We start from the raw sequence: 18862 nt of genomic DNA on the forward strand, positions 1-18862 counted from the left end.
GCGCGGTCCGGCAACGGACCACCACAGTGGCGTGTCGTCAGGAGACTGGAGTAGTGGACCTCTACGAATACCAGGCGAGGGATCTCTTCGCCGCCCACGGAGTACCGGTTCTGCCGGGTGCCGTGGCAAACACCCCCGAAGAAGCCAAGGCCACCGCCGAGAAGATCGGCAACCAGGTCGTCATCAAGGCCCAGGTCAAGACCGGCGGCCGCGGCAAGGCCGGCGGCGTCAAGCTGGCCCAGACGCCGGATGAGGCCGCCGAGAAGGCCGAGGCGATCCTCGGTCTGGACATCAAGGGCCACATCACGCGTCGCGTGCTGGTGGCCGAAGCCTCGGACATTTCCGAGGAGTACTACTTCTCCTTCCTGCTGGACCGTGCGAACCGCACCTTCCTCGCGATGGCTTCCGCCGAAGGCGGCGTGGAGATCGAGCAGCTGGCCGTCGAGCGTCCCGAAGCGCTCGCGAAGATCCCGGTCGACGCGATCGCCGGTGTCGACACGGCGAAGGCCGTCGAGATCCTGACCGCGGGCAAGTTCCCGGAGAAGGTCGTCGACGAGGCCGCCGACGTCGTCGTGAAGCTCTGGGAGACCTTCGTCTCCGAGGACGCCACGCTGGTCGAGGTCAACCCGCTGGTCCGTGACCCGCAGGACAAGATCATCGCCCTCGACGGCAAGGTCACCCTCGACGAGAACGCCTCGTTCCGTCAGCCGGGCCACGAGGCCCTGGTCGACAAGGACGCGGAGAACCCGCTCGAGGCGAAGGCCAAGGCCAAGGACCTCAACTACGTCAAGCTCGACGGCGAGGTCGGCATCATCGGCAACGGCGCGGGCCTCGTGATGTCCACGCTGGACGTCGTGGCGTACGCGGGCGAGAAGCACGGCGGCGTCAAGCCCGCCAACTTCCTCGACATCGGCGGCGGCGCTTCGGCCGAGGTCATGGCGGCCGGGCTGGACGTCATCCTCAACGACACCGACGTGAAGAGCGTCTTCGTCAACGTCTTCGGCGGCATCACCGCTTGCGACGCGGTCGCGAACGGCATCGTCGAAGCGCTGAAGATCCTGGGCGACGAGGCCACCAAGCCGCTCGTCGTGCGGCTGGACGGCAACAACGTCGTCGAGGGACGTCAGATCCTTGCCGACGCGAACCACCCGCTCGTCACCGTGGTGGACACAATGGACAACGCGGCCGACAAGGCCGCCGAGCTCGCCGCGGCAGGTGCGTGAGATGTCGATCTTCATCAACGAGAACAGCAAGGTCATCGTCCAGGGGCTCACCGGCTCCGAGGGCATGAAGCACGCGACCAAGATGCTGAAGTCCGGCACGAACATCGTGGGTGGCGTCAACGCCCGCAAGGCCGGCCAGACCGTCTCCATCGAGGGCAAGGACCTCACCGTGTTCGGCACGGTCGAGGAGGCCATCAAGGAGACCGGCGCCGACGTTTCGGTCATCTTCGTGCCGCCGAAGTTCGCCAAGGACGCGGTCATCGAGGCGATCGACGCCGAGATCCCGCTCGCCGTGGTGATCACCGAGGGCATCCCGGTGCACGACTCGGCCTACTTCTGGGCGCACGCCGTCGCGACCGGCAACAAGACCCGCATCATCGGGCCGAACTGCCCCGGCGTGATCAGCCCCGGCAAGTCGAACGCGGGCATCATCCCGGCCGACATCACCGGTGCCGGCCCGATCGGTCTCGTGTCGAAGTCGGGCACGCTGACCTACCAGATGATGTACGAGCTGCGTGACATCGGTTTCTCGACCGGTGTCGGCATCGGCGGCGACCCGGTCATCGGCACGACGCACATCGACGCCCTCGAGGCGTTCGAGGCCGACCCCGAGACCAAGGTCATCGTGATGATCGGCGAGATCGGCGGCGACGCCGAAGAGCGCGCCGCGGCCTACATCAAGGACAACGTGACGAAGCCGGTCGTCGGCTACGTCGCGGGCTTCACCGCGCCCGAGGGCAAGACCATGGGCCACGCCGGCGCCATCGTCTCCGGTTCCTCCGGCACGGCCGCCGCCAAGAAGGAGGCCCTCGAGGCCGCCGGCGTCAAGGTCGGGAAGACCCCGAGCGAGACCGCCGTCCTGGCGCGCGAGCTGTACAACAGCCTCTGATCTTCCGGAGACTGACGCTTTCCCCGGCGGGCCGGGCACCCTCACCGGTGCCCGGCCCGCCTCTTTCGCCCCGGATCGCGTTTAGCCCGCTAAACGCAGGTCGGGGGCAGACCTGCGTTTAGCGGGCTAAACGCGATCGGGCGGCCGTGTCGCGTTTAGCGGGCTAATCGCGGTCGGGTGCCCGTGTCGCGTTTAGCGGGCTAATCGCGATCCGGGGGCCGACCTGCGTTTCGCGGGCTAATCGCGATCCGGCGGTCGCGTCGCATTTCGCCCCCTAATCGCGATCCGGTCGTCGTCGAGGGGTTCCGCCGGGAACCTGACCGGGTGTAGAGACGTCTCAGAGCCCGAGGCGTGGGGTGTCCGCGTGTGCGCTAGCGTTCGAGCATCACAGCCGCCTCGTTTGTCCCGGGAGTCCCGCGCGCCCCGGGGTGCCGGTCGAACGACAGGAGAGCATTCGGATGTCCTATCCCAGCGGTGGGCCCGGCTACCCCCAGCAGGGTGGCGGCCAGCAACACCCCAACCCCAGCTCGGGAGCCTTTCCTCAGCAGCAGGCGCCGTCACCGGCCGCCCCGCTGAACCTGGCGTTGCTGCTCGCGCTCGCCGTCACCGTCCTCGGCCTGGTGCAGTTCTTCATCGGCTTCTCAGACGAGGCCGACGCCGCCGGGCAGGTCTCGCTCTTCCTCCTGGTCAGCGGTCTGCTCGCGGCCTTGCACGCGCTGCCGCGCGGCCCGAAGACGCTGCCGTTCGCCGCGCTGTTCAGCGTCATCGGCGCGTTCGGGGCACTGGACCTGGTCATCGGCTACGGGAGCGGCCGTGAGGACGTTTCGGTCCCCGGCATCCTCACCGTGGTGCTGATCCTCGGCATCCTGCAGATGCTGGTCGCGGTCGCCGCGCTGCTGTTCGAGCACGACGTCATCAAGCTGCCCGCCGCGAAGCCGCAGCAGCAGGCGCCGCAGGCCCCGTACAGCCAGCAGTTCCCGCAGCAGGGCCCGCAGGGTCCGTTCGGCCAGCAGGGTCAGCAGGGCCCGGCCGCCACGCAGGTCCAGCCGTTCCCCGGCTCGGGTCAGCAGGGCCAGCAGGGTGAGCAGTCCGGTCCGTTCTCGCAGCCGGGCGGGTTCCAGCCGCCGGTCACGCAGCCGCCGGGCCAGCAGGCCACGACGTACGCGCCGCAGCAGGGCCAGTTCTTCCAGCAGCCGCCGTCCTCCTCGTCGGAGTCGGGCCAGAGCCAGAACCCGGGCACGCCGCCCGGCGGTTTCGGCAAGCAGAGCTGACCTCTCGCTTCAAAGAACACCCGCTGTGACTCTCCGTGTCACGGCGGGTGTTTTTCTTTTCCGGGTTACCCGACCGGGTGGGTTGAGCCACGTGCGCTGTCCGGCGGCGGCGTGCCTCACCCGGACGGCCCAGTCCGGATGTAATGGTGCGGATCATGAAGCTGCTCACCCGCGACGAACGCCCGCCGGGCGAAGAGCCGGTGAGCGACCTCGTCCCCGAGCTGGAGGTCTCCAGGGCGAAGCGGGTTCGTGTGTTGCTCGCGGCGGCCTGCTCACCCCTGTTGTTCTCCTTCACCGCCATCGCGGCGGTCCTCGCGATGGTTTCGTTCGCCGCCGACCGGTCCCGCTTTTCCGCCACCGGCGCCGTGCTCGCCGCAGGCCCTGGCTGGCTCGCCTCGTGGCAGGTGGAGCTCGACCTCGGCGGTCATCCGCTCGGTGTGCTGCCACTGCTGCCGACCCTCCTCGTCGGCTGGCTCGTGGCGAGGGCGGCCGCGCGCGCCGCTCGCCGGTGCGGCGGCCGGACCCCGGCGGACGCCGTTCCGGTGGTGACGGTGATCGCCGGCGCCCACGCCCTGTTCGGTGTGCTCGTCGCCCTGCTGGCGGGAGGATCGCCGGTCGACGTGAACCCGCTGACCGCCTTCTGCGTGCCGGGCCTCCTCTCCGGACTCGCCGCCATCGCGGGCGTCGCGAAGGTCTGCGGGCTGCCTGCCGCCGTGCGGGACCGGTTCGATCCCGTGGCCGTCCAAGGCCTGAAGGCGGGCGCGCTCGGCCTCGCCGCGTTGATCGCGTGTGGTGCCGTGGTGTTCACCGCGGCCACCGCGCTCTCCTGGTCCACTGTGGACAGGCTGTTCGAGCCGGGGTTCGGTGCGAGCTTCGGCCTGTTCGTGCTTTCCGTCGCCTACCTGCCGAACGCGGTCGTCGCCGCGCTGTCGTTCACCACCGGGCCGGGTTTCTCGGTCGGTTCGCTGACCGTCGGCATGTTCGGCTACCAGGAAGGGCAACTTCCGGGAGTGCCGGTGCTGGCGGGGATCCCGTCGCAGCACGCCGTCTGGTGGCCCGCGTTGCTGGTCCTGCCCGCGCTGGTCGGCGCGCTGGTCGGCTGGCGGATCCGCGCGATCGACGAGGACCCGATGCTGCGGATGCGGGCGGTCGCCGTCGCGGGCGCGCTCGTCGCGTTCGGCTGCGTCATCCTCGGGACCCTGTCCGGCGGCAGGCTCGGCGATGGTCCGTTCGATCCGGTCAGCGTGCCGGTCGGGGTCGCGTCGGTGATCGCCTTCTGCTGGATCGTCGTCCCTGGCGGCTTCGTGGCGTTCTTCGCCGGAGCGCACGAGGCCCCCGAGCCGCCGGGCGAACCCGAAGTCGAGGAAGACCTCGTCGAGCCCGAAGAGGATGAACCGGCGGAGGAAGAAACCGAGGCCGAAGCCGAAGAATCGGCTGAGGACGTCGACGAGGCCCCCGCGGAAGAAGAGCCCGAACCCGAGCCCGAAGCGGAGTCGGAACCCGAACCCGAGCCCGACGGTGCCGTCGACGACGCTGTGACCGAATCCACCGAGGGGTCCGGCGACGAAAGCGCCCCCGGCGACGACCGTTAGGGTTGTCGCGACCAGGTGAAGCGCCGTACGCCCGAGTGCGTACCGCCGTGGCAAGGAGCCCGTTCTGGCTAGTCGGTTGGACCTGCCCACTCCGGTGAAGCTCGTCGTCCTCGCGTCCGGTTCCGGCACGCTGCTGCAAGCCGTGCTCGACGCCGTCGAAAAGCCGAACTTCCCGGCGAAGGTAGTCGCCGTCGGAGCGGACCGCACCGGGATCGAGGCGCTCTCCCGTGCCGAACGCGCCGGCGTGCCGTCGTTCGCCGTGCGGATGGCCGATCATCCGGACCGCGCGGCGTGGGACAAGGCGATCACCGAAGCCGTCGCCGCCTACCAGCCGGACCTGGTCGTCTCGGCGGGGTTCATGAAGATCCTCGGCGCCGAATTCCTCGCGCGGTTCCCCGGCCGCGTGATCAACACCCATCCGGCGTTGCTGCCGTCGTTCCCCGGCGCGCACGCCGTGGCCGACGCGCTGGCGATGGCCGTCAAGGTCACCGGGTCGACGGTCCATTTCGTCGACGCCGGAGTCGACACCGGGCCGATCATCGCGCAGGAGCCGGTGATCGTGGAGCCCGACGACGACGAGCACGTCCTGCACGAGCGGATCAAGGCCGTGGAACGCAGGCTCCTGGTGGAAACGATCGAAAAACTCGGCCGGAGCGGGTGCGCGGTCGAGGGACGAAAGGTGAGGTTTTCGTGAGTACCGCACAGGGACAGCGTCCCGTCCGGCGCGCGCTGATCGGCGTCTCCGACAAGGCCGGCCTGCTCGAACTCGCCACCGGGCTGCACGCGGCGGGTGTCGAGATCGTGTCGACCGGCGGCACGGCGAAGGTCATCGCGAACGCCGGGGTGCCGGTGACGCCGGTCGAAGAGGTCACCGGGTTCCCCGAGTCCCTCGACGGCCGGGTCAAGACGCTGCACCCGCGCGTGCACGCGGGCCTGCTCGCCGACCGCGACCGCCCGGAGCACGTCGAGCAGCTCAAGCAGCTCGACATCGCGCCGTTCGACCTGCTCGTGGTCAACCTGTACCCGTTCACGCAGACCGTCGCCTCGGGCGCGAGCCCCGAAGACTGTGTCGAGAACATCGACATCGGCGGCCCGGCGATGGTGCGCGCCGCGGCGAAGAACCACAACAGCGTCGCCGTCGTGGTCGACCCGTCCCGCTACGAGTGGGTGCTGGAGCGTGTCGCCGCGGGCGGTTTCGAGCTGGCTGACCGCAAGCGGCTCGCCGCGCAGGCCTACGCGCACACGGCGGCGTACGACACCGCCGTCGCCTCGTGGTTCGCGAACGTCTACGCGCCCGCGGACGACTCCGGCTTCCCCGACTTCACCGGTGCTTCGTGGGAGCGCGGCGATGTCCTGCGTTACGGCGAGAATCCGCACCAGAAGGCCGCGCTGTACAAGCACTGGCGGCCGGGCCTCGCGCACGCGGAGCAGCTGCACGGCAAGGCCATGTCGTACAACAACTACGTCGACACCGACGCCGCGCGCCGTGCCGCCTACGACTTCGAGGCCCCGGCCGTCGCGATCATCAAGCACGCCAACCCGTGCGGGATCGCGGTCGGCGAGGACATCGCCGAGGCGCACCGGAAGGCGCACGCGTGCGACCCGGTCTCGGCCTACGGCGGGGTGATCGCGACCAACCGGCCGGTGAGCCGCGAGGCCGCCGAGCAGATCTCCGAGGTGTTCACCGAGGTCGTCCTGGCGCCGGACTTCGACGCCGAGGCGCTGGAGATCCTGCAGCGCAAGAAGAACGTGCGGCTGCTGAAGCTGCCCGCGATCACGTCGCCGGATCCGATCGAGTTCCGGCCGATCTCCGGCGGCATGCTGGTGCAGACCGTCGACACGATCGCCGCCGAGGGCGACGACCCGGCGAACTGGACCCTGGCGACCGGCGCGCCCGCCGACGAGCGGACGCTGGCCGACCTCGAGTTCGCGTGGCGTTCGCTGCGCGCGGTGAAGTCGAACGCGATCCTGCTGGCGAACGACGGCGCGACCGTCGGCGTCGGCATGGGCCAGGTCAACCGGGTCGACTCCTCGCGGCTCGCGGTGTCGCGTGCGGGCGACCGGGCGAAGGGCTCCGTCGCGGCTTCGGACGCCTTCTTCCCGTTCCCGGACGGGCTCGAGGTCCTGCTGGAGGCCGGTGTCCGCGCCGTCGTCCAGCCGGGCGGCTCGATCCGCGACGCGGAGGTCATCGCCGCCGCCGAGGCCGCCGGGGTCACCCTGTACCTGACCGGCACGCGCCACTTCGCCCACTGACGCCGACCTGCGTTTAGCGGGCTAATCGCGATCCGGGCCCGACCTGCGTTTAGCGGGCTAAACGCGATCCGGCGGGGTGGACAGGACCACGGGCATTTCGGTGCCCGGCCGCGGCGGTCGTGCCATGCTGGCCGCGGATCGCGTTTAGCCCGCGAAACGCAGGTCCGGGCGCGCGTCGCCTTTAGCGGGCTAAACGCGACGCGGACGTAGGCGAATCGGTAGGGGAGGATCGGTGCACCAGCCGCCGCAGGGGTACGGCCAGGGGCCGGGTTACGGCCCGCCACCTGGGCAGGGTTACGGGCAGCAGCCGGGGTACGGCCCGCCTCAGCCCCCGTACGGTCCGCCGCCCGGGTACGGCACTCCCGGTTACGGACAGCCGCCCAAGAAGAAAAAGACCGGGCTGATCGTCGGACTGATCGTGGGCGGCGTGGTCCTTCTCGGGCTGGGCATCCCCGGTGCGATCTTCGCGTCCGAGTACTACTCGTCGGTCGGCAAGGCGCCGGTCTCGCAGCAGCCGCCCGCCGAGTGCGCCCTCTCCCCGGAGATCCTGAACAAGACGTTCACCAGCAGCTTCCAGGGCGTCCGGGACAACGAGATCAAAGCGGGCGACATCGTCACGAAGCAGCAGGGTTGCTCCTGGCTGCCGCCGGAGAGCGACAACGTCCACGACCGCGCCCTCCAGGTCATGGTGTACCGCTACGAGGGACGGGACGCCGAGAGGCGCGCGTCGGAGTCGTCCACCGGGTCGGCCGCGCCGTCCGAGCGTCAGCAGCAGGTGCAAGGCATCGGGGAGAAGGCGGTTCTCGTCTCCCTCGACACCGACAGCGCCTTCAGCGGCGCGGAGCTGCGGGTCACCCAGGGCGTGTACGTCGTCATCGTCACCTACAAGGGCTGGGACAAAGGGTTCTTCACGAACTCGCCGATCCCGCCCGCGGAGTCCGCCGAAGTGGCGAAGTCCGTGGGCGCGGAGCTCGTGAAGAACCTGCCCCGCTAGGCGTACAGGTCGTTCAGCCAGGCCGTCCACGCCTTCGCGGCCTTCTCCGCGTCGGCGTCTTCGGCGAACAGGTGGTGCCCGATGCCGACGGGCCAGCCCCAGACGTTCCGGCCGTAGAAGCGGTACAGCGCGTCTTCGGTCCGAACGCCGATGAAGGCCGGTGTCAGGTAGTCGACGACGCCCTCGACGCCGGGGACATCGAGATACACCCGGTCACCCACGGCCTTCGCGCCTATCGCCGCCCGGACGGCCTCGAACGCCTCCGGGGCCGCCGATGCTTCGGGTGCATCGGCCGCGAAGTACTTCGCCTGACGCCGGTTGAAGTGCGTCAGATACTCGCCCAGCGAGTGGTAGTAGAACGACGTGTGCTGCACGCACGCGTCGTATTCGACGTCCCAGTCGTCGAGGACGGTGGTGTGCTCGAAGCGCAGGTAGGTGCCCCCGTCCTTCGGTTCGAGGACGTATTCGAGCGTGTTGAACCAGCCGCTCTCGTCTTCCGCGTAGGTGACGAAGCGCTGTGACGGCTTCCAGACGGTGACCATGCCGCCGTCGGGGGTGAGGCCGGACTCGGCGCCGCCGTCGCGCGGTTCGTACTGGATCGGCCAGAGCCAGCCGCCGCTGCCCGTGGTGATCGCGGCCCAGGTGTCCTCGGGTGTGGTGGGGAGGAAGCCCTCGAAGCGGACCTCGGATTCCTTCGCCATGACTTGTCCCTCTTTCTCTGCCTTTACAAGAGCGACGCCTGGCCAGGGGCACTTTCGACAACCAGATCGCGTTTAGCCCGCTAAAGGCGGTGTGACGCGGGGCACATTCTGGAGTGTCGAAGTGCGCAGGACAGCGGCGTCCCTGGGGTGTCCGCGAAGACGGCGACCTGAGGAGAGAGACATGAAGCAGAACACGATCGACGAGATCCTGAACCGCCCGCTCAGTCAGGAGCTCCTGGCGCGCGACCTGGCCCGCCTGGCCTACACCGCGCTCGACGGCACGCCGCGGGCGATCCCGATCGGCATCCACTGGAACGGCAGGGAGATCGTCATGTGCACGTCGACGAACGCCCCGAAGCTGCCGGCGCTGCGCCGCAACCCGGCCGTCGCGCTGACCATCGACACCGAATCGCACCCGCCGAAGGTCCTGCTCCTCCGCGGCACTGTCGAACTGGACTACGTCGACGGCATCCCCGACGAGTACCTGCAGTGGAGCGGCACCTACGAGATGACGCCCGAGCAGCGGGTCGAGTGGGAGGAAAACGTGCGGTCGCTCTACGACGGTATGGTCCGCATCGTGCTGACCCCGACCTGGGTCAAACTCATCGACTTCGAGACGACACTGCCTTCCGCCGTCGAGGAGCTCATCCGCCGGAAGAGTGCCTGAGCTCGTACGCCGGGAAGCGTAGACGAGAAGCCGCGCCTCGACGGATTCCCGCGAAGCCGTGCGCTGCCAGCATTTCCGCCATGACACTGACAGGAATCCTGGCCGCCGCGCTGATCGTCACCGGCGCGCCCGCCATCGCGACGGACGACGTCCGCGTGCACACCGGAGTGATCGACGGCGCCCGGTACCGGGTCGAGGTGCCGTCTGACTGGAACGGCAAATTGCTGCTGTACAACCACGGCATCTACCCGCCTGGGTACGTCCCCGAAGAGATCGAACTCGCCAACCGGGAAGAGGCGAAACCCGTTCTCCTCGGCGAGGGTTACGCGCTGGCCGCGTCGCTCTACAGCAAGCCGAACGGCTTCTCGGCCCGCGAAGCCGTCCACGACCAGACGGCGCTGCTGTCCTGGTTCGACCGCGCTGTCGGCCGTCCGGAGCAGGTGCTCACCTGGGGAGCTTCCGGCGGCGGGCTCAACGCGGCCCTGCTGTCCGAGCGGCTTCCGCACCGGATCGACGGCGTGCTGGCGATGTGCGGCCCCGTCGCGGGCGGTTCCGCGTTGTTCGGTCAGGCGCTCGACCTGGGGTTCGCGGTCCGGACGCTGCTGGCGCCGGAACTGGAGGTCGCCCGCATCGCCGACCCCGGGGCGAACCTCGCGAAAGCCCGCCAGGTGGTCGCGAAGGCGCTGGAATCACCCGGTGGGCGGGCGCGACTCGCCCTCGCCAACGCGTTCGCCGACGTCCCCGGCTGGTCGACGGCGCACCATCCCCGATCCACCGACGTCGCCGCGCAGATCCGTCAGCAGACGGAGTTCGTTCTGGCCGTCTACGACCAGCTGGCCTGGGGTGCGCACCGGGCCGACCTGGAGGTGCAGGCAGGCGGGAACCCGATCGGGAACACCGGAGTGGATTACCGCGACGTGCTCGCCCGGTCGAGCGAACGTGACCTCGTGAAACAGGCCTATCGTGCGGCCGGGCTGGATCTCGGCGCCGACTTGGCCGCGCTCGCCGCCGCGCCCCGGGTCGAGGCCGACAACGCCGCCGCCCGATGGCTCACCCGCGTCGGGACGCCGACAGGACGTGGCCGGCCGCCCGTCGTCACGCTGCATCCCATCGGTGACGGCGTCGCCCCTGAACACGAGCGGACCTACGGCGAGCGCGTCGATCCCGGCCGGATCCGGCAGCTGTTCGTGAACCGGGGCGGCCACTGCCAGCACACCGCCGCGGAGGAACTGACGGCGTTGCGCGTGCTGCGGGACCGCGTCGAGACCGGCCGCTGGCCGTCGACGTCACCGGAGCGGTTGAACGCCGAGGCGAACCGGTTCGGCCCGGAATTCCGCTTCCTCTACGACTGGCTGCACGGTGAAGGTGGCACCGCCACAGCCGCGTTCCAGCGGCACCACCCGGCCCCGCTGCCTCGCTAAGGCTTATCGCGGAACCGGTCCGTCGCCTCCAGCAACGCGGGCAGGATGCCGGGCTCGTCGTACACGTGCCCGGCGCCCGGCACGATCACCAGCTCCGATTCCGGCCACGCCTTGTGCAGCTCCCACGCGGATACCGCGGGCGTGGCGAGGTCGTACCGCCCCTGCACGATCACGCCGGGGACGCCCTTCAACATGTCGGCGTCCCGGATCAGCTGGCCCTCCTCGAGCCAGCCGTTGTGCGCGAAATAGTGGTTCTCGATACGCGCGAACGCCAGCGCGTACTCGGGCTCGGCGAAATCCGCCACCAGTTCGGGGCGGGGGAGCAGCGTGGTCGTCGCGGCCTCCCAGGTACTCCACGCGACGGCGGCGGGTCCGTGCACCGCGGGGTCGGGGTCGGCGAGCAGCTTCGCGTACAGCTCGACGGGATCGCCCTCGAGCCCGGCGATCGGCGTGGTGAACTTCTCCCATAGATCCGGGAAGACGTTCGCCGCCCCACCACCCCGGTAGTACCAGTCCACTTCGGACGAACGCATCGTGAAGACCCCGCGCAACACCAGCTCCGACACCCGTTCCGGGTGCTTCTCGGCGTACGCCAACGCCAGTGTCGACCCCCAGGATCCGCCGAACACCTGCCATCGGGAGATGCCCAGCGACTCCCGCAGGCGTTCCATGTCGTCGACGAGATGCCAGGTCGTGTTCGACGAAAGATCGCCCGACACCGAAGCGTGCGGCAGCGACCGCCCGCACCCGCGCTGGTCGAACAGGACGATCCGGTAGGCGGACGGGTCGAACTGCCGGCGGTGCGACGGCGAGCAGCCGCCGCCGGGGCCACCGTGCAGGAACACAACGGGCTTGCCGTCGGGATTCCCGCATTCCTCCCAATACACGAGGTTGCCGTCACCGGTGTCCAGATGACCTGACGCGTGGGGCTCGATCTCCGGGTACATGTGCCTATCGTGGGGCAAGCGACGGGTTCACGGCGACGAGGTTTCATTCCCCGTGGTAGCGCAGGCCGGTGCGCTTCAGGACGACCCAGCGTTCACCGGGACGGTCCGCCACGACCGGATACCACCGCGGAGCCACCGCGGCGGTCAGTTCGCCACCCCGTTCGATGAGGGAGCTCACCGCGGGTTCACCCACCACGATGAGCGCGGACCAGTCGACGTGCGCCAGCAGGTCGTCCTCGGTGACTCCGAACCGTTCCTCCAGCACCGTGACCAGGTCGTGCCCGGTGTCCGGACCGGACCGGACTTCGGTGACGTCAGGCATTTCTTCGGCTACGACGGGTTCGTCGTAGTCCTCGTAGTCGTCATCATCTTCTTCGTCGTCTTCACGTTCTTCGGACCAGACGTGGTGATCGAGCCGCGAAATGCTGTTGCTCAGGTCGAAGGCCTGCTCGTCGGTCATGACCAACGTCACGGTGTGCCCCTCGGTCAGCGTGAACGTCAGTTCGGCCTCCGGATGACCGCTGGTGCCGGGCTTCGCCTCGACCATCCCCGCCACGGTCCCGGCCAGCGCCGAGTCCGCCGGACTCGTGCTCCAGTCCAGTGACGGCAGGTTCGCCGCCATCTCCAGCACGCACGTCGCGGCGGTCCAGAACGCCTTCTTGTCGCGGAAGTCCTTGCGACTGCTGGTCAGGGTCCGTCCGCCCCCCAGCGGTTCGGTGCGGGCGTCGACCTGGCCCCGCCCGGTCCCGTTCTCCCAGATCGCGGTGACCGTGACCCGGTTGGCCAGCCGTTTGCGGTAGTTCTCGATATGGCCCTCCCTGGCGAGTTCCCAGCCGTTCACCGTCTCGGGCCAAGCGTCGTCCACTGCGGGTTTTCCTTTCCTGACGCGGTGATTCCGGGTATCGGACGTGACAGGTCCGGTGATCGTTCCGGCTCGCTTGACAACCGCTGCGCCACCCGGTCTACTGGAGGCATCGAACACGCGTTCGAAGTGCCGCCTTCCCCGTGGCACGCCGGTTCCGTCCACAAAGGACGGTCTAGGTGTCGTGGGGAGGCGAGGTCCGGTGACAGCGGAGGTGGTCGAGGCGCGGGCCTTGCCGTTGGCGAGGCTGGCGGCTTTGCCAGGAGTGAGCACGGCCAGTGGCGTGGCTTCCGCGGCCGAACACGCGAGGACGACGGGAAGGGTGCTCCCGGTGTCCCCGGCGTTGTCCGGTCTGCTGCCCGCCGCGGGGCTCCGGCGCGGGAGCACCGTTTCGGTGCTGGGGTCCACGTCACTGATGCTCACCCTGCTGGCCGCCGCGACCGCCGGCGGTGCGTGGGCGGTCGCGGTCGGCCTGCCCACGCTCGGGGTGGTCGCCGCCGCGGAACTCGGGGTCGAGGTGGGCAGGCTGGCGCTGGTCCCCCGTCCCGGTGCCGAGTTCCCGGCGGTGACCGCGGCCCTGCTCGACGGTTTCGACCTCGTGGTCGTCGGTCCGGGGCTCGCCCGGCCCGAGGTGGCGAGAAGGTTGTCCGCCCGCGCGCGCAACCGTGGTTCGGTGCTGCTTTCGCTGGGCTCCTGGCCCGGTGCGGAGGTCGAACTGAGCTGCCGTCGCACGCGATGGACGGGTTTCACCGGCGGCGGCGCGGGCTACCTGCGCACCCGTGAGGTGGAGGTGCGGGCGGGCGGCCGGGGCGCGGCCGCCCGGCCGATGTCGGCCCTGCTGCGGTTTCCCGGCCAAGGCGAGGTCGAGCGGGCGGACTTCCCCGCGACCAGGTGGGGGACAGCGTGAACCTGCCTGTACGCATGCTGGTGCTGTGGTGCCCGGACTGGCCGGCGGTCGCCGCCGCGGCCGTCGCGGGCGAACCCGTCGGCCGTCCCGCCGCGGTCTTCTCGGCGAACCGCGTGGTCGCCTGCACCGCGGTGGCCAGGGGATACGGCGTCCGCCGCGGGATGCGGCGGCGCGAGGCCCAGTCCTGCTGCCCGGAGCTGGCGGTCTTCGGCGAGGACGACGGTCGTGACGCCCGGCTCTTCGAGTCCGTCGCACGGGCGGTGGAGGAGCTGGCCGTCGGTGTCGAGGTGGTGCGCCCGGGGATCGTCGCCGTCCCGGTCGACGGCGCCGCCGGGTACTTCGGCGGTGAGCACGGCCTGCTCGAAAGACTGGTGGACGAGGTGTCCGTGGCGGCGGGGGTGGAAAGTCAGGTCGGCGTCGCCGACGGACTGTTCGCCGCGACGCTCGCCGCCCGCCGTTCGACGCTGGTCGAACCGGGTGGCACGGCGGAGTTCCTGGCCCCGCTGCCCATCCGTGAGCTCGACCAGCCCGAGGCGGGCCGCGCCGAGCTGGTCACCCTGCTCAAACAGCTCGGCCTGCACACGCTGGGTGCCTTCGCGGCCCTCGACGAAAGCGACGTCTCCGCGCGCTTCGGGGCGGAGGGAGTGCTCGCGCACAGGCTGGCGCGAGGACGGTCCGAACGTCCGCCGTCGCGTCGGCGGCCGCCACCGGAACTCTCCCTCGCGAAGGCGTTCGACCCGCCGATCGACCGGGTCGACGCCGCCGCGTTCGTGGCGAAAGGGCTCGGCGAACGCTTCCACGCCGGGCTCGCCGCGCACGGGCTGGCCTGCACCCGGCTCGGTATCTACGCCACCACCGAGACCGGCGAACAGCTCGGCCGGGTGTGGCGCTGCGCCGAACCGCTGACCCCGCTCGGCGTCGCGGACAGGGTGCGCTGGCAGTTCGAAGGCTGGCTGAAAGCCAAGGACCGCCCCAATTCCGGCGTCGTGCGGTTGCGGCTGGAGCCGGAGGAGACGGTCGAAGGGCGGTCGCTGCAGCTCGGGTTGTGGCAGGCGGGCGCGACGGGTGTGCTGAGACCGTCCACAGAGGACGAAGGAGTGTCCGGCGAGCGGGCGGGCCGCGCGCTGGTGCGGGTGCAGGGGCTGCTCGGCCCGGAGAGCGTCTTCACCGCGGTGCTCGACGGCGGTCGCGATCCCGCCGAGCGGGTCCGGCTGGTGCCGTGGGGCGACCGGCGGGAGAAGTCGGCGCAGGCCGACGCGAACTGGGCGGGGCGGCTCCCGTCGCCCTCCCCGGCGACGGTGTTCGCCCGGCCGGTGCCCGCTCAGGTGCTGGACGAGAACGGGTGCGTCGTGGAGATCACCGCGCGGCGCCGGGTCACCGCCGCTCCGTTCCTCGTGAGTTTCGAGGGTGGTGAGCCGCGCGAGGTGATCGCCTGGGCCGGGCCGTGGTTCGTCGGGGTCCGGGCCGGGGCGGGGCACGCCCGGTCGGGGACCCGGATGCGGTTGCAGGTGCTGCTGGCCGACGGGCAGGACGCCGAAGAAGCGGTGCTGCTGCGCTTCGAGCACCACAAGAATCCGATGTGGACACTGGAAGGGAAGTACGACTGACCATGGACGAGGAGTACACGCGGCTGGTGCGGCGCTGGCTGGAGGAGCCCGCCATCCCGGTGCAACGTGCCGAGCTGGACACGGCCTGGGCGGCGTGCGTCCCGCGCGCGGAAGTGTTCGTCCCCGCGCCGAGAAGCTCGACCGAGAATCGGTGACCCATGGGCTGGAACAACCCTCCGCGGCCGTGGAAGGATCTCGCCCGCGAGCTCGCGGGCGAGGTTCCGCCCGGCGACGGCGGTGACAGCCCCGCTTGGAGTGCCAAGCGGCAGGGTTATCAGCCGCCCGCGGATCTGACCGGGCTGATCGGTGAAGACGACGGCGCCACCGCGCACCGGGTGCCGTACGCCGAACTGCACTGCCATTCGAACTTCAGCTTCCTCGACGGCGCGAGCCATCCCGAGGAGCTGGTGGAGGAGGCGGCGCGGCTGGGCCTGGACGCGATCGCGCTCACCGATCACGACGGCATGTACGGCGTGGTCCGCTTCGCCGAGGCGGCGAGGGAGCTGGGCGTGCACACCGTCTTCGGCACCGAGCTCAGCTTCGGCCTTTCGGGGCCGCAGAACGGATTCGCCGACCCCGAGGGGGAGCATCTGCTCCTGCTGGCCAAGCAGCAGGACGGGTACCTGAGCCTGAACCGGGCGATCACCGCCGGCCAGTTGTACGGCTTCGACAGGCAGTCGTTGTCCCCCAAGGAAAGGGCGGAGAAAGGCAGGCCGGTCTACGACCTGCGCGCGGTCGCCGAAGAGGTACGCGGGAAGTGCGTGGTGCTCACCGGGTGCCGCAAGGGCGCGGTGCGCAAGGCGCTCGTCACCGAAGGTCCCGCCGCGGCCGTCGTGCGGCTGAAGGAACTCATCGACTGCTTCGGCCGGGAGAACGTCTACGTCGAACTCATCGACCACAGCCTTCCCCTGGACAGCACACACAACGACCTGTTGAGCGAGATGGCCGTCGAGTTCGGCCTGCCGACGGTGGCGACCACGGCCGCGCACTACGCCCGGCCGGAGCGGGCTCCGCTCGCCGACGCGCTCAGCGCCATCCGTGCCCGGCGGGGCCTGGAGGACATGGAGGGCTGGCTGCCCGCCGCGGGAACGGCGTTCCTGCGGTCGGGGGAGGAGATGGCCGAGATCTTCGCGCGGTATCCGGGCGCGGTGCAGCGGGCGGCGCTGCTCGGCCGGGAGTGCGCGTTCGAACTCCACCACATCCAGCCGAAGCTGCCGCCGTTCAAGGTGCCGGAAGGCCACACCGAAGCGACCTACTTGCGCTACCTCACCAAGGAAGGCGCGAAGGAGCACGAGAAGAACAAGAACGCCGAATATCGCGAGAAAGCGCGGAAGCTGATCGATCACGAACTGGACATCATCGAAGAGTTGGGCTTCCCCGGCTACTTCCTGATCGTCTGGGACATCGTGCGGTTCTGCCGGGAGAACGACATCCTCTGCCAGGGCCGGGGATCGGCCGCGAACTCGGCGGTCTGCTACGCGCTCGGCATCACCAAGGTCGACGCCGTGCGGTACGGCCTGCTCTTCGAGCGGTTCCTCGCCCCGGATCGCGACGGCTACCCGGACATCGACCTCGACATCGAGTCCGACCGCCGCGAAGAGGCGATCCAGTACGTCTACGAAAAATACGGGCGGCTGAACACCGCGCAGGTCGCGAACGTGATCACCTACCGGGCGCGGTCCGCGGTCCGGGACGCGGCGCGGGCGCTGGGGTACACGCCCGGCCAGCAGGACGCGTGGAGCAAGCAGATCGACCGCTGGGGTGCGTTGCGGGCCACGGAGAAGGACCACGATCACGACATCCCCGAAGAGGTCGTGGAGCTGGCTTGCGCGCTCGAAGACTTCCCCCGGCATCTGGGCATCCATTCCGGTGGGATGGTGATCTGCAAGCAGCCGGTGAGCGAGGTCGTCCCGATCGAATGGGCCCGCATGGAGAACCGCAGTGTCGTGCAGTGGGAGAAGGACGACTGCGCCGCGGCCGGGCTGGTCAAATTCGATCTGCTCGGGCTCGGGATGTTGTCGGCCCTGCACTACATGATCGATCTGGTCCGTGATCATAAGGGGGAAGAGGTCGACATCTCCGAATTGGATCTCAAGGATCAGAACATCTACGAAATGCTCTGCCGGGCCGACGCGATCGGTGTCTTCCAGGTGGAGAGCCGGGCGCAGCTGGCCACGCTGCCCCGCTTGCGCCCCGAGACCTTCTACGATCTGGCGGTCGAGGTCGCGCTCATCCGGCCCGGTCCGATCCAGGGCGGTTCGGTGCATCCCTACATCCGGCGCAAGAACGGCCAGGAGAAATGGGATTTCGACCATCCGAAACTGGCCAACGCGCTGGGAAAGACCCTCGGTGTCCCGCTGTTCCAGGAACAGATGATGCAGATCGCCCTCGACATCGCCGACTTCACCCCGGCGGAGGCGGATCAGTTGCGGCACGCCATGGGGGCGAAACGGTCCGAACAGAAGATGGAGCGGCTCAAACGCCGTTTCCTCGAAGGCGCCGCGAAGAACGACGTGGAAGGCGAGCTCGCCGAGAAGATCTTCGGCAAGCTCAAGGCGTTCGCGAATTTCGGCTTCCCGGAGAGTCACGCGCTGAGTTTCGCCCTGCTGGTGTTCGCGAGCGCGTACTTCAAGTACTACCACCCGGACGCGTTCCTGGCGGGTTTGCTGCGCGCGCAGCCGATGGGGTTCTACTCGCCGCAGTCGCTGGTCGCCGACGCGCGGCGGCACGGGGTGCGGGTGCTCAGCCCGGACATCAACGCGAGTCTTCCGCACGCGACGCTGGAACCCTTGCCGGAAGGGGGAAAGCTACTCGCCGTGCGGGGCGGCCTGTCCACCGTGCGGATGATCGGCGAGAACTTGGCGAAGAAGATCGTCGAGGAACGGGAAAACGGCGGTCCGTTCGCGGATCTGTCCGAGGTCGCCCGGCGGGTGCGGCTGACCAGGCCGCAGGTCGAGGCGCTGGCCGCGGCCGGTGCCTTCGGCTGCTTCGGCGAGAGCAGGCGAAGTGCGCTCTGGGCGGCGGGCGCGGTCGCCGACGAAAGCCCGGAGAAACTGCCGGGACTCATCACCGGGGCGAAGGCGCCGATGTTGCCGGGAATGGACGAAATCGATGTCGCGGCCGCGGACGTCTGGGCCACCGGGGTGTCACCGGACAGCTTCCCGACCCAGTTCATCCGGGAGCACCTCGACGAACTCGGCGTCGTCACGGCGGCGGGCCTGCGCGAGATCCCGCACGGCACACACGTGCTGACCGGTGGCGCGGTGACCCATCGCCAGCGGCCGGCGACGGCGGGTGGCGTCACCTTCATGAACCTCGAAGACGAGACGGGGATGATCAACGTGATCTGCACGATGGGGGTGTGGCAGCGCTACCACCGGGTCGCCCGCGGCAGCCCCGCGCTGCTGGTCCGGGGTGTGGTCGAGCGCACCGGCGAGGTGGTGAACGTCCTCGCCGAACAGATCCGGCACCTGCCGTTGCGGATCACCGCCAAGTCCCGCGACTTCCGCTGAACCCTCTTGACGATCA

At 69.6% G+C, this 18862-nt stretch carries 16 protein-coding genes; 13 read left to right on the plus strand and 3 right to left on the minus strand.

The window, feature by feature from the left end; genetic code table 11:
• Window positions 1-53: 53 nt before the first annotated feature.
• The 7 genes from sucC to H4W30_RS43105 all read left to right on the plus strand — a co-directional run bounded on the left by sucC (window position 54) and on the right by H4W30_RS43105 (window position 8222).
• Entirely contained in the window at window positions 54-1223 is a 1170-nt protein-coding gene (gene sucC / locus H4W30_RS43075; protein WP_192747887.1) for an ADP-forming succinate--CoA ligase subunit beta, read from the plus strand.
• A 1-nt stretch (window position 1224) separates the two neighbouring features.
• Complete coding sequence (sucD, locus tag H4W30_RS43080) at window positions 1225-2112, plus strand: succinate--CoA ligase subunit alpha (RefSeq protein ID WP_005165134.1); 888 nt, start codon at window positions 1225-1227, stop codon at window positions 2110-2112.
• 458 nt (window positions 2113-2570) lie between these two features.
• Entirely contained in the window at window positions 2571-3383 is an 813-nt protein-coding gene (locus H4W30_RS43085; protein WP_192747888.1) for a DUF5336 domain-containing protein, read from the plus strand.
• Between the two features lie 143 nt (window positions 3384-3526).
• Window positions 3527-4975, plus strand: coding sequence for a cell division protein PerM (locus tag H4W30_RS43090; protein WP_192747889.1), 1449 nt, complete (start codon window positions 3527-3529; stop codon window positions 4973-4975).
• A 76-nt stretch (window positions 4976-5051) separates the two neighbouring features.
• Window positions 5052-5669 (plus strand): phosphoribosylglycinamide formyltransferase, encoded by a 618-nt coding sequence (gene purN, locus H4W30_RS43095; RefSeq protein WP_192747890.1) that lies wholly within the window; start codon window positions 5052-5054, stop codon window positions 5667-5669.
• Window positions 5666-7228 (plus strand): bifunctional phosphoribosylaminoimidazolecarboxamide formyltransferase/IMP cyclohydrolase, encoded by a 1563-nt coding sequence (gene purH / locus H4W30_RS43100; RefSeq protein ID WP_192747891.1) that lies wholly within the window; start codon window positions 5666-5668, stop codon window positions 7226-7228. The genes purN and purH overlap by 4 nt, the downstream gene beginning before the upstream one ends.
• Before the next feature lie 232 nt (window positions 7229-7460).
• Window positions 7461-8222, plus strand: coding sequence for a hypothetical protein (locus H4W30_RS43105; RefSeq protein WP_192747892.1), 762 nt, complete (start codon window positions 7461-7463; stop codon window positions 8220-8222).
• Here H4W30_RS43105 and H4W30_RS43110 read toward each other — a convergent pair.
• Complete coding sequence (locus H4W30_RS43110) at window positions 8219-8923, minus strand: SRPBCC family protein (protein WP_192747893.1); 705 nt, start codon at window positions 8921-8923, stop codon at window positions 8219-8221. The two genes, H4W30_RS43105 and H4W30_RS43110, sit on opposite strands and share 4 nt — an antisense overlap.
• A gap of 181 nt (window positions 8924-9104) precedes the next feature.
• Here H4W30_RS43110 and H4W30_RS43115 point away from each other — a divergent pair, with 181 nt between their 5' ends.
• Both H4W30_RS43115 and H4W30_RS43120 read left to right on the plus strand, forming a co-directional pair.
• Complete coding sequence (locus H4W30_RS43115) at window positions 9105-9590, plus strand: pyridoxamine 5'-phosphate oxidase family protein (RefSeq protein WP_192747894.1); 486 nt, start codon at window positions 9105-9107, stop codon at window positions 9588-9590.
• An 80-nt stretch (window positions 9591-9670) separates the two neighbouring features.
• Window positions 9671-11011, plus strand: coding sequence for an alpha/beta hydrolase family protein (locus H4W30_RS43120; protein ID WP_192747895.1), 1341 nt, complete (start codon window positions 9671-9673; stop codon window positions 11009-11011).
• Here H4W30_RS43120 and pip read toward each other — a convergent pair.
• Both pip and H4W30_RS43130 read right to left on the minus strand, forming a co-directional pair.
• Complete coding sequence (gene pip / locus H4W30_RS43125) at window positions 11008-11958, minus strand: prolyl aminopeptidase (RefSeq protein WP_192747896.1); 951 nt, start codon at window positions 11956-11958, stop codon at window positions 11008-11010. The two genes, H4W30_RS43120 and pip, sit on opposite strands and share 4 nt — an antisense overlap.
• Window positions 11959-12001: 43 nt before the next feature.
• A complete protein-coding gene (locus H4W30_RS43130; RefSeq protein ID WP_192747897.1) occupies window positions 12002-12823 on the minus strand; it encodes a hypothetical protein in 822 nt (273 codons plus the stop codon).
• Window positions 12824-13052: 229 nt separating this feature from the next.
• Here H4W30_RS43130 and H4W30_RS43135 point away from each other — a divergent pair, with 229 nt between their 5' ends.
• From H4W30_RS43135 to H4W30_RS43150, 4 genes are read left to right on the plus strand one after another with little or no spacing between them, the layout of a single operon-like run.
• Complete coding sequence (locus tag H4W30_RS43135; protein WP_225951105.1) at window positions 13053-13727, plus strand: hypothetical protein; 675 nt, start codon at window positions 13053-13055, stop codon at window positions 13725-13727.
• A gap of 14 nt (window positions 13728-13741) precedes the next feature.
• Window positions 13742-15334 carry a DNA polymerase Y family protein gene (locus H4W30_RS43140; RefSeq protein WP_192748039.1) on the plus strand — a complete coding sequence of 531 codons (1593 nt, stop codon included), beginning with the start codon at window positions 13742-13744 and terminating at the stop codon, window positions 15332-15334.
• Between the two features lie 2 nt (window positions 15335-15336).
• Window positions 15337-15489 carry a hypothetical protein gene (locus H4W30_RS43145; RefSeq protein WP_167373507.1) on the plus strand — a complete coding sequence of 51 codons (153 nt, stop codon included), beginning with the start codon at window positions 15337-15339 and terminating at the stop codon, window positions 15487-15489.
• Window positions 15490-15492: 3 nt separating this feature from the next.
• Window positions 15493-18846 carry an error-prone DNA polymerase gene (locus tag H4W30_RS43150; protein WP_192747899.1) on the plus strand — a complete coding sequence of 1118 codons (3354 nt, stop codon included), beginning with the start codon at window positions 15493-15495 and terminating at the stop codon, window positions 18844-18846.
• Window positions 18847-18862: the final 16 nt, after the last annotated feature.

This window comes from Amycolatopsis roodepoortensis, assembly GCF_014873915.1.
Lineage (GTDB): Bacteria > Actinomycetota > Actinomycetes > Mycobacteriales > Pseudonocardiaceae > Amycolatopsis > Amycolatopsis roodepoortensis.

What these genes read in the sequence shown, in the direction of transcription:
- H4W30_RS43110 (WP_192747893.1), bottom strand. Translation starts at nt 8,923, where the DNA reads ATGGCGAAGGAATCCGAGGTCCGCTTCGAGGGCTTCCTCCCCACCACA.
- H4W30_RS43145 (WP_167373507.1), top strand. Translation starts at nt 15,337, where the DNA reads ATGGACGAGGAGTACACGCGGCTGGTGCGGCGCTGGCTGGAGGAGCCC.
- H4W30_RS43090 (WP_192747889.1), top strand. Translation starts at nt 3,527, where the DNA reads ATGGTGCGGATCATGAAGCTGCTCACCCGCGACGAACGCCCGCCGGGC.
- H4W30_RS43115 (WP_192747894.1), top strand. Translation starts at nt 9,105, where the DNA reads ATGAAGCAGAACACGATCGACGAGATCCTGAACCGCCCGCTCAGTCAG.
- sucD (WP_005165134.1), top strand. Translation starts at nt 1,225, where the DNA reads ATGTCGATCTTCATCAACGAGAACAGCAAGGTCATCGTCCAGGGGCTC.
- H4W30_RS43140 (WP_192748039.1), top strand. Translation starts at nt 13,742, where the DNA reads ATGCTGGTGCTGTGGTGCCCGGACTGGCCGGCGGTCGCCGCCGCGGCC.
- H4W30_RS43150 (WP_192747899.1), top strand. Translation starts at nt 15,493, where the DNA reads ATGGGCTGGAACAACCCTCCGCGGCCGTGGAAGGATCTCGCCCGCGAG.
- H4W30_RS43085 (WP_192747888.1), top strand. Translation starts at nt 2,571, where the DNA reads ATGTCCTATCCCAGCGGTGGGCCCGGCTACCCCCAGCAGGGTGGCGGC.
- pip (WP_192747896.1), bottom strand. Translation starts at nt 11,958, where the DNA reads ATGTACCCGGAGATCGAGCCCCACGCGTCAGGTCATCTGGACACCGGT.
- H4W30_RS43120 (WP_192747895.1), top strand. Translation starts at nt 9,671, where the DNA reads ATGACACTGACAGGAATCCTGGCCGCCGCGCTGATCGTCACCGGCGCG.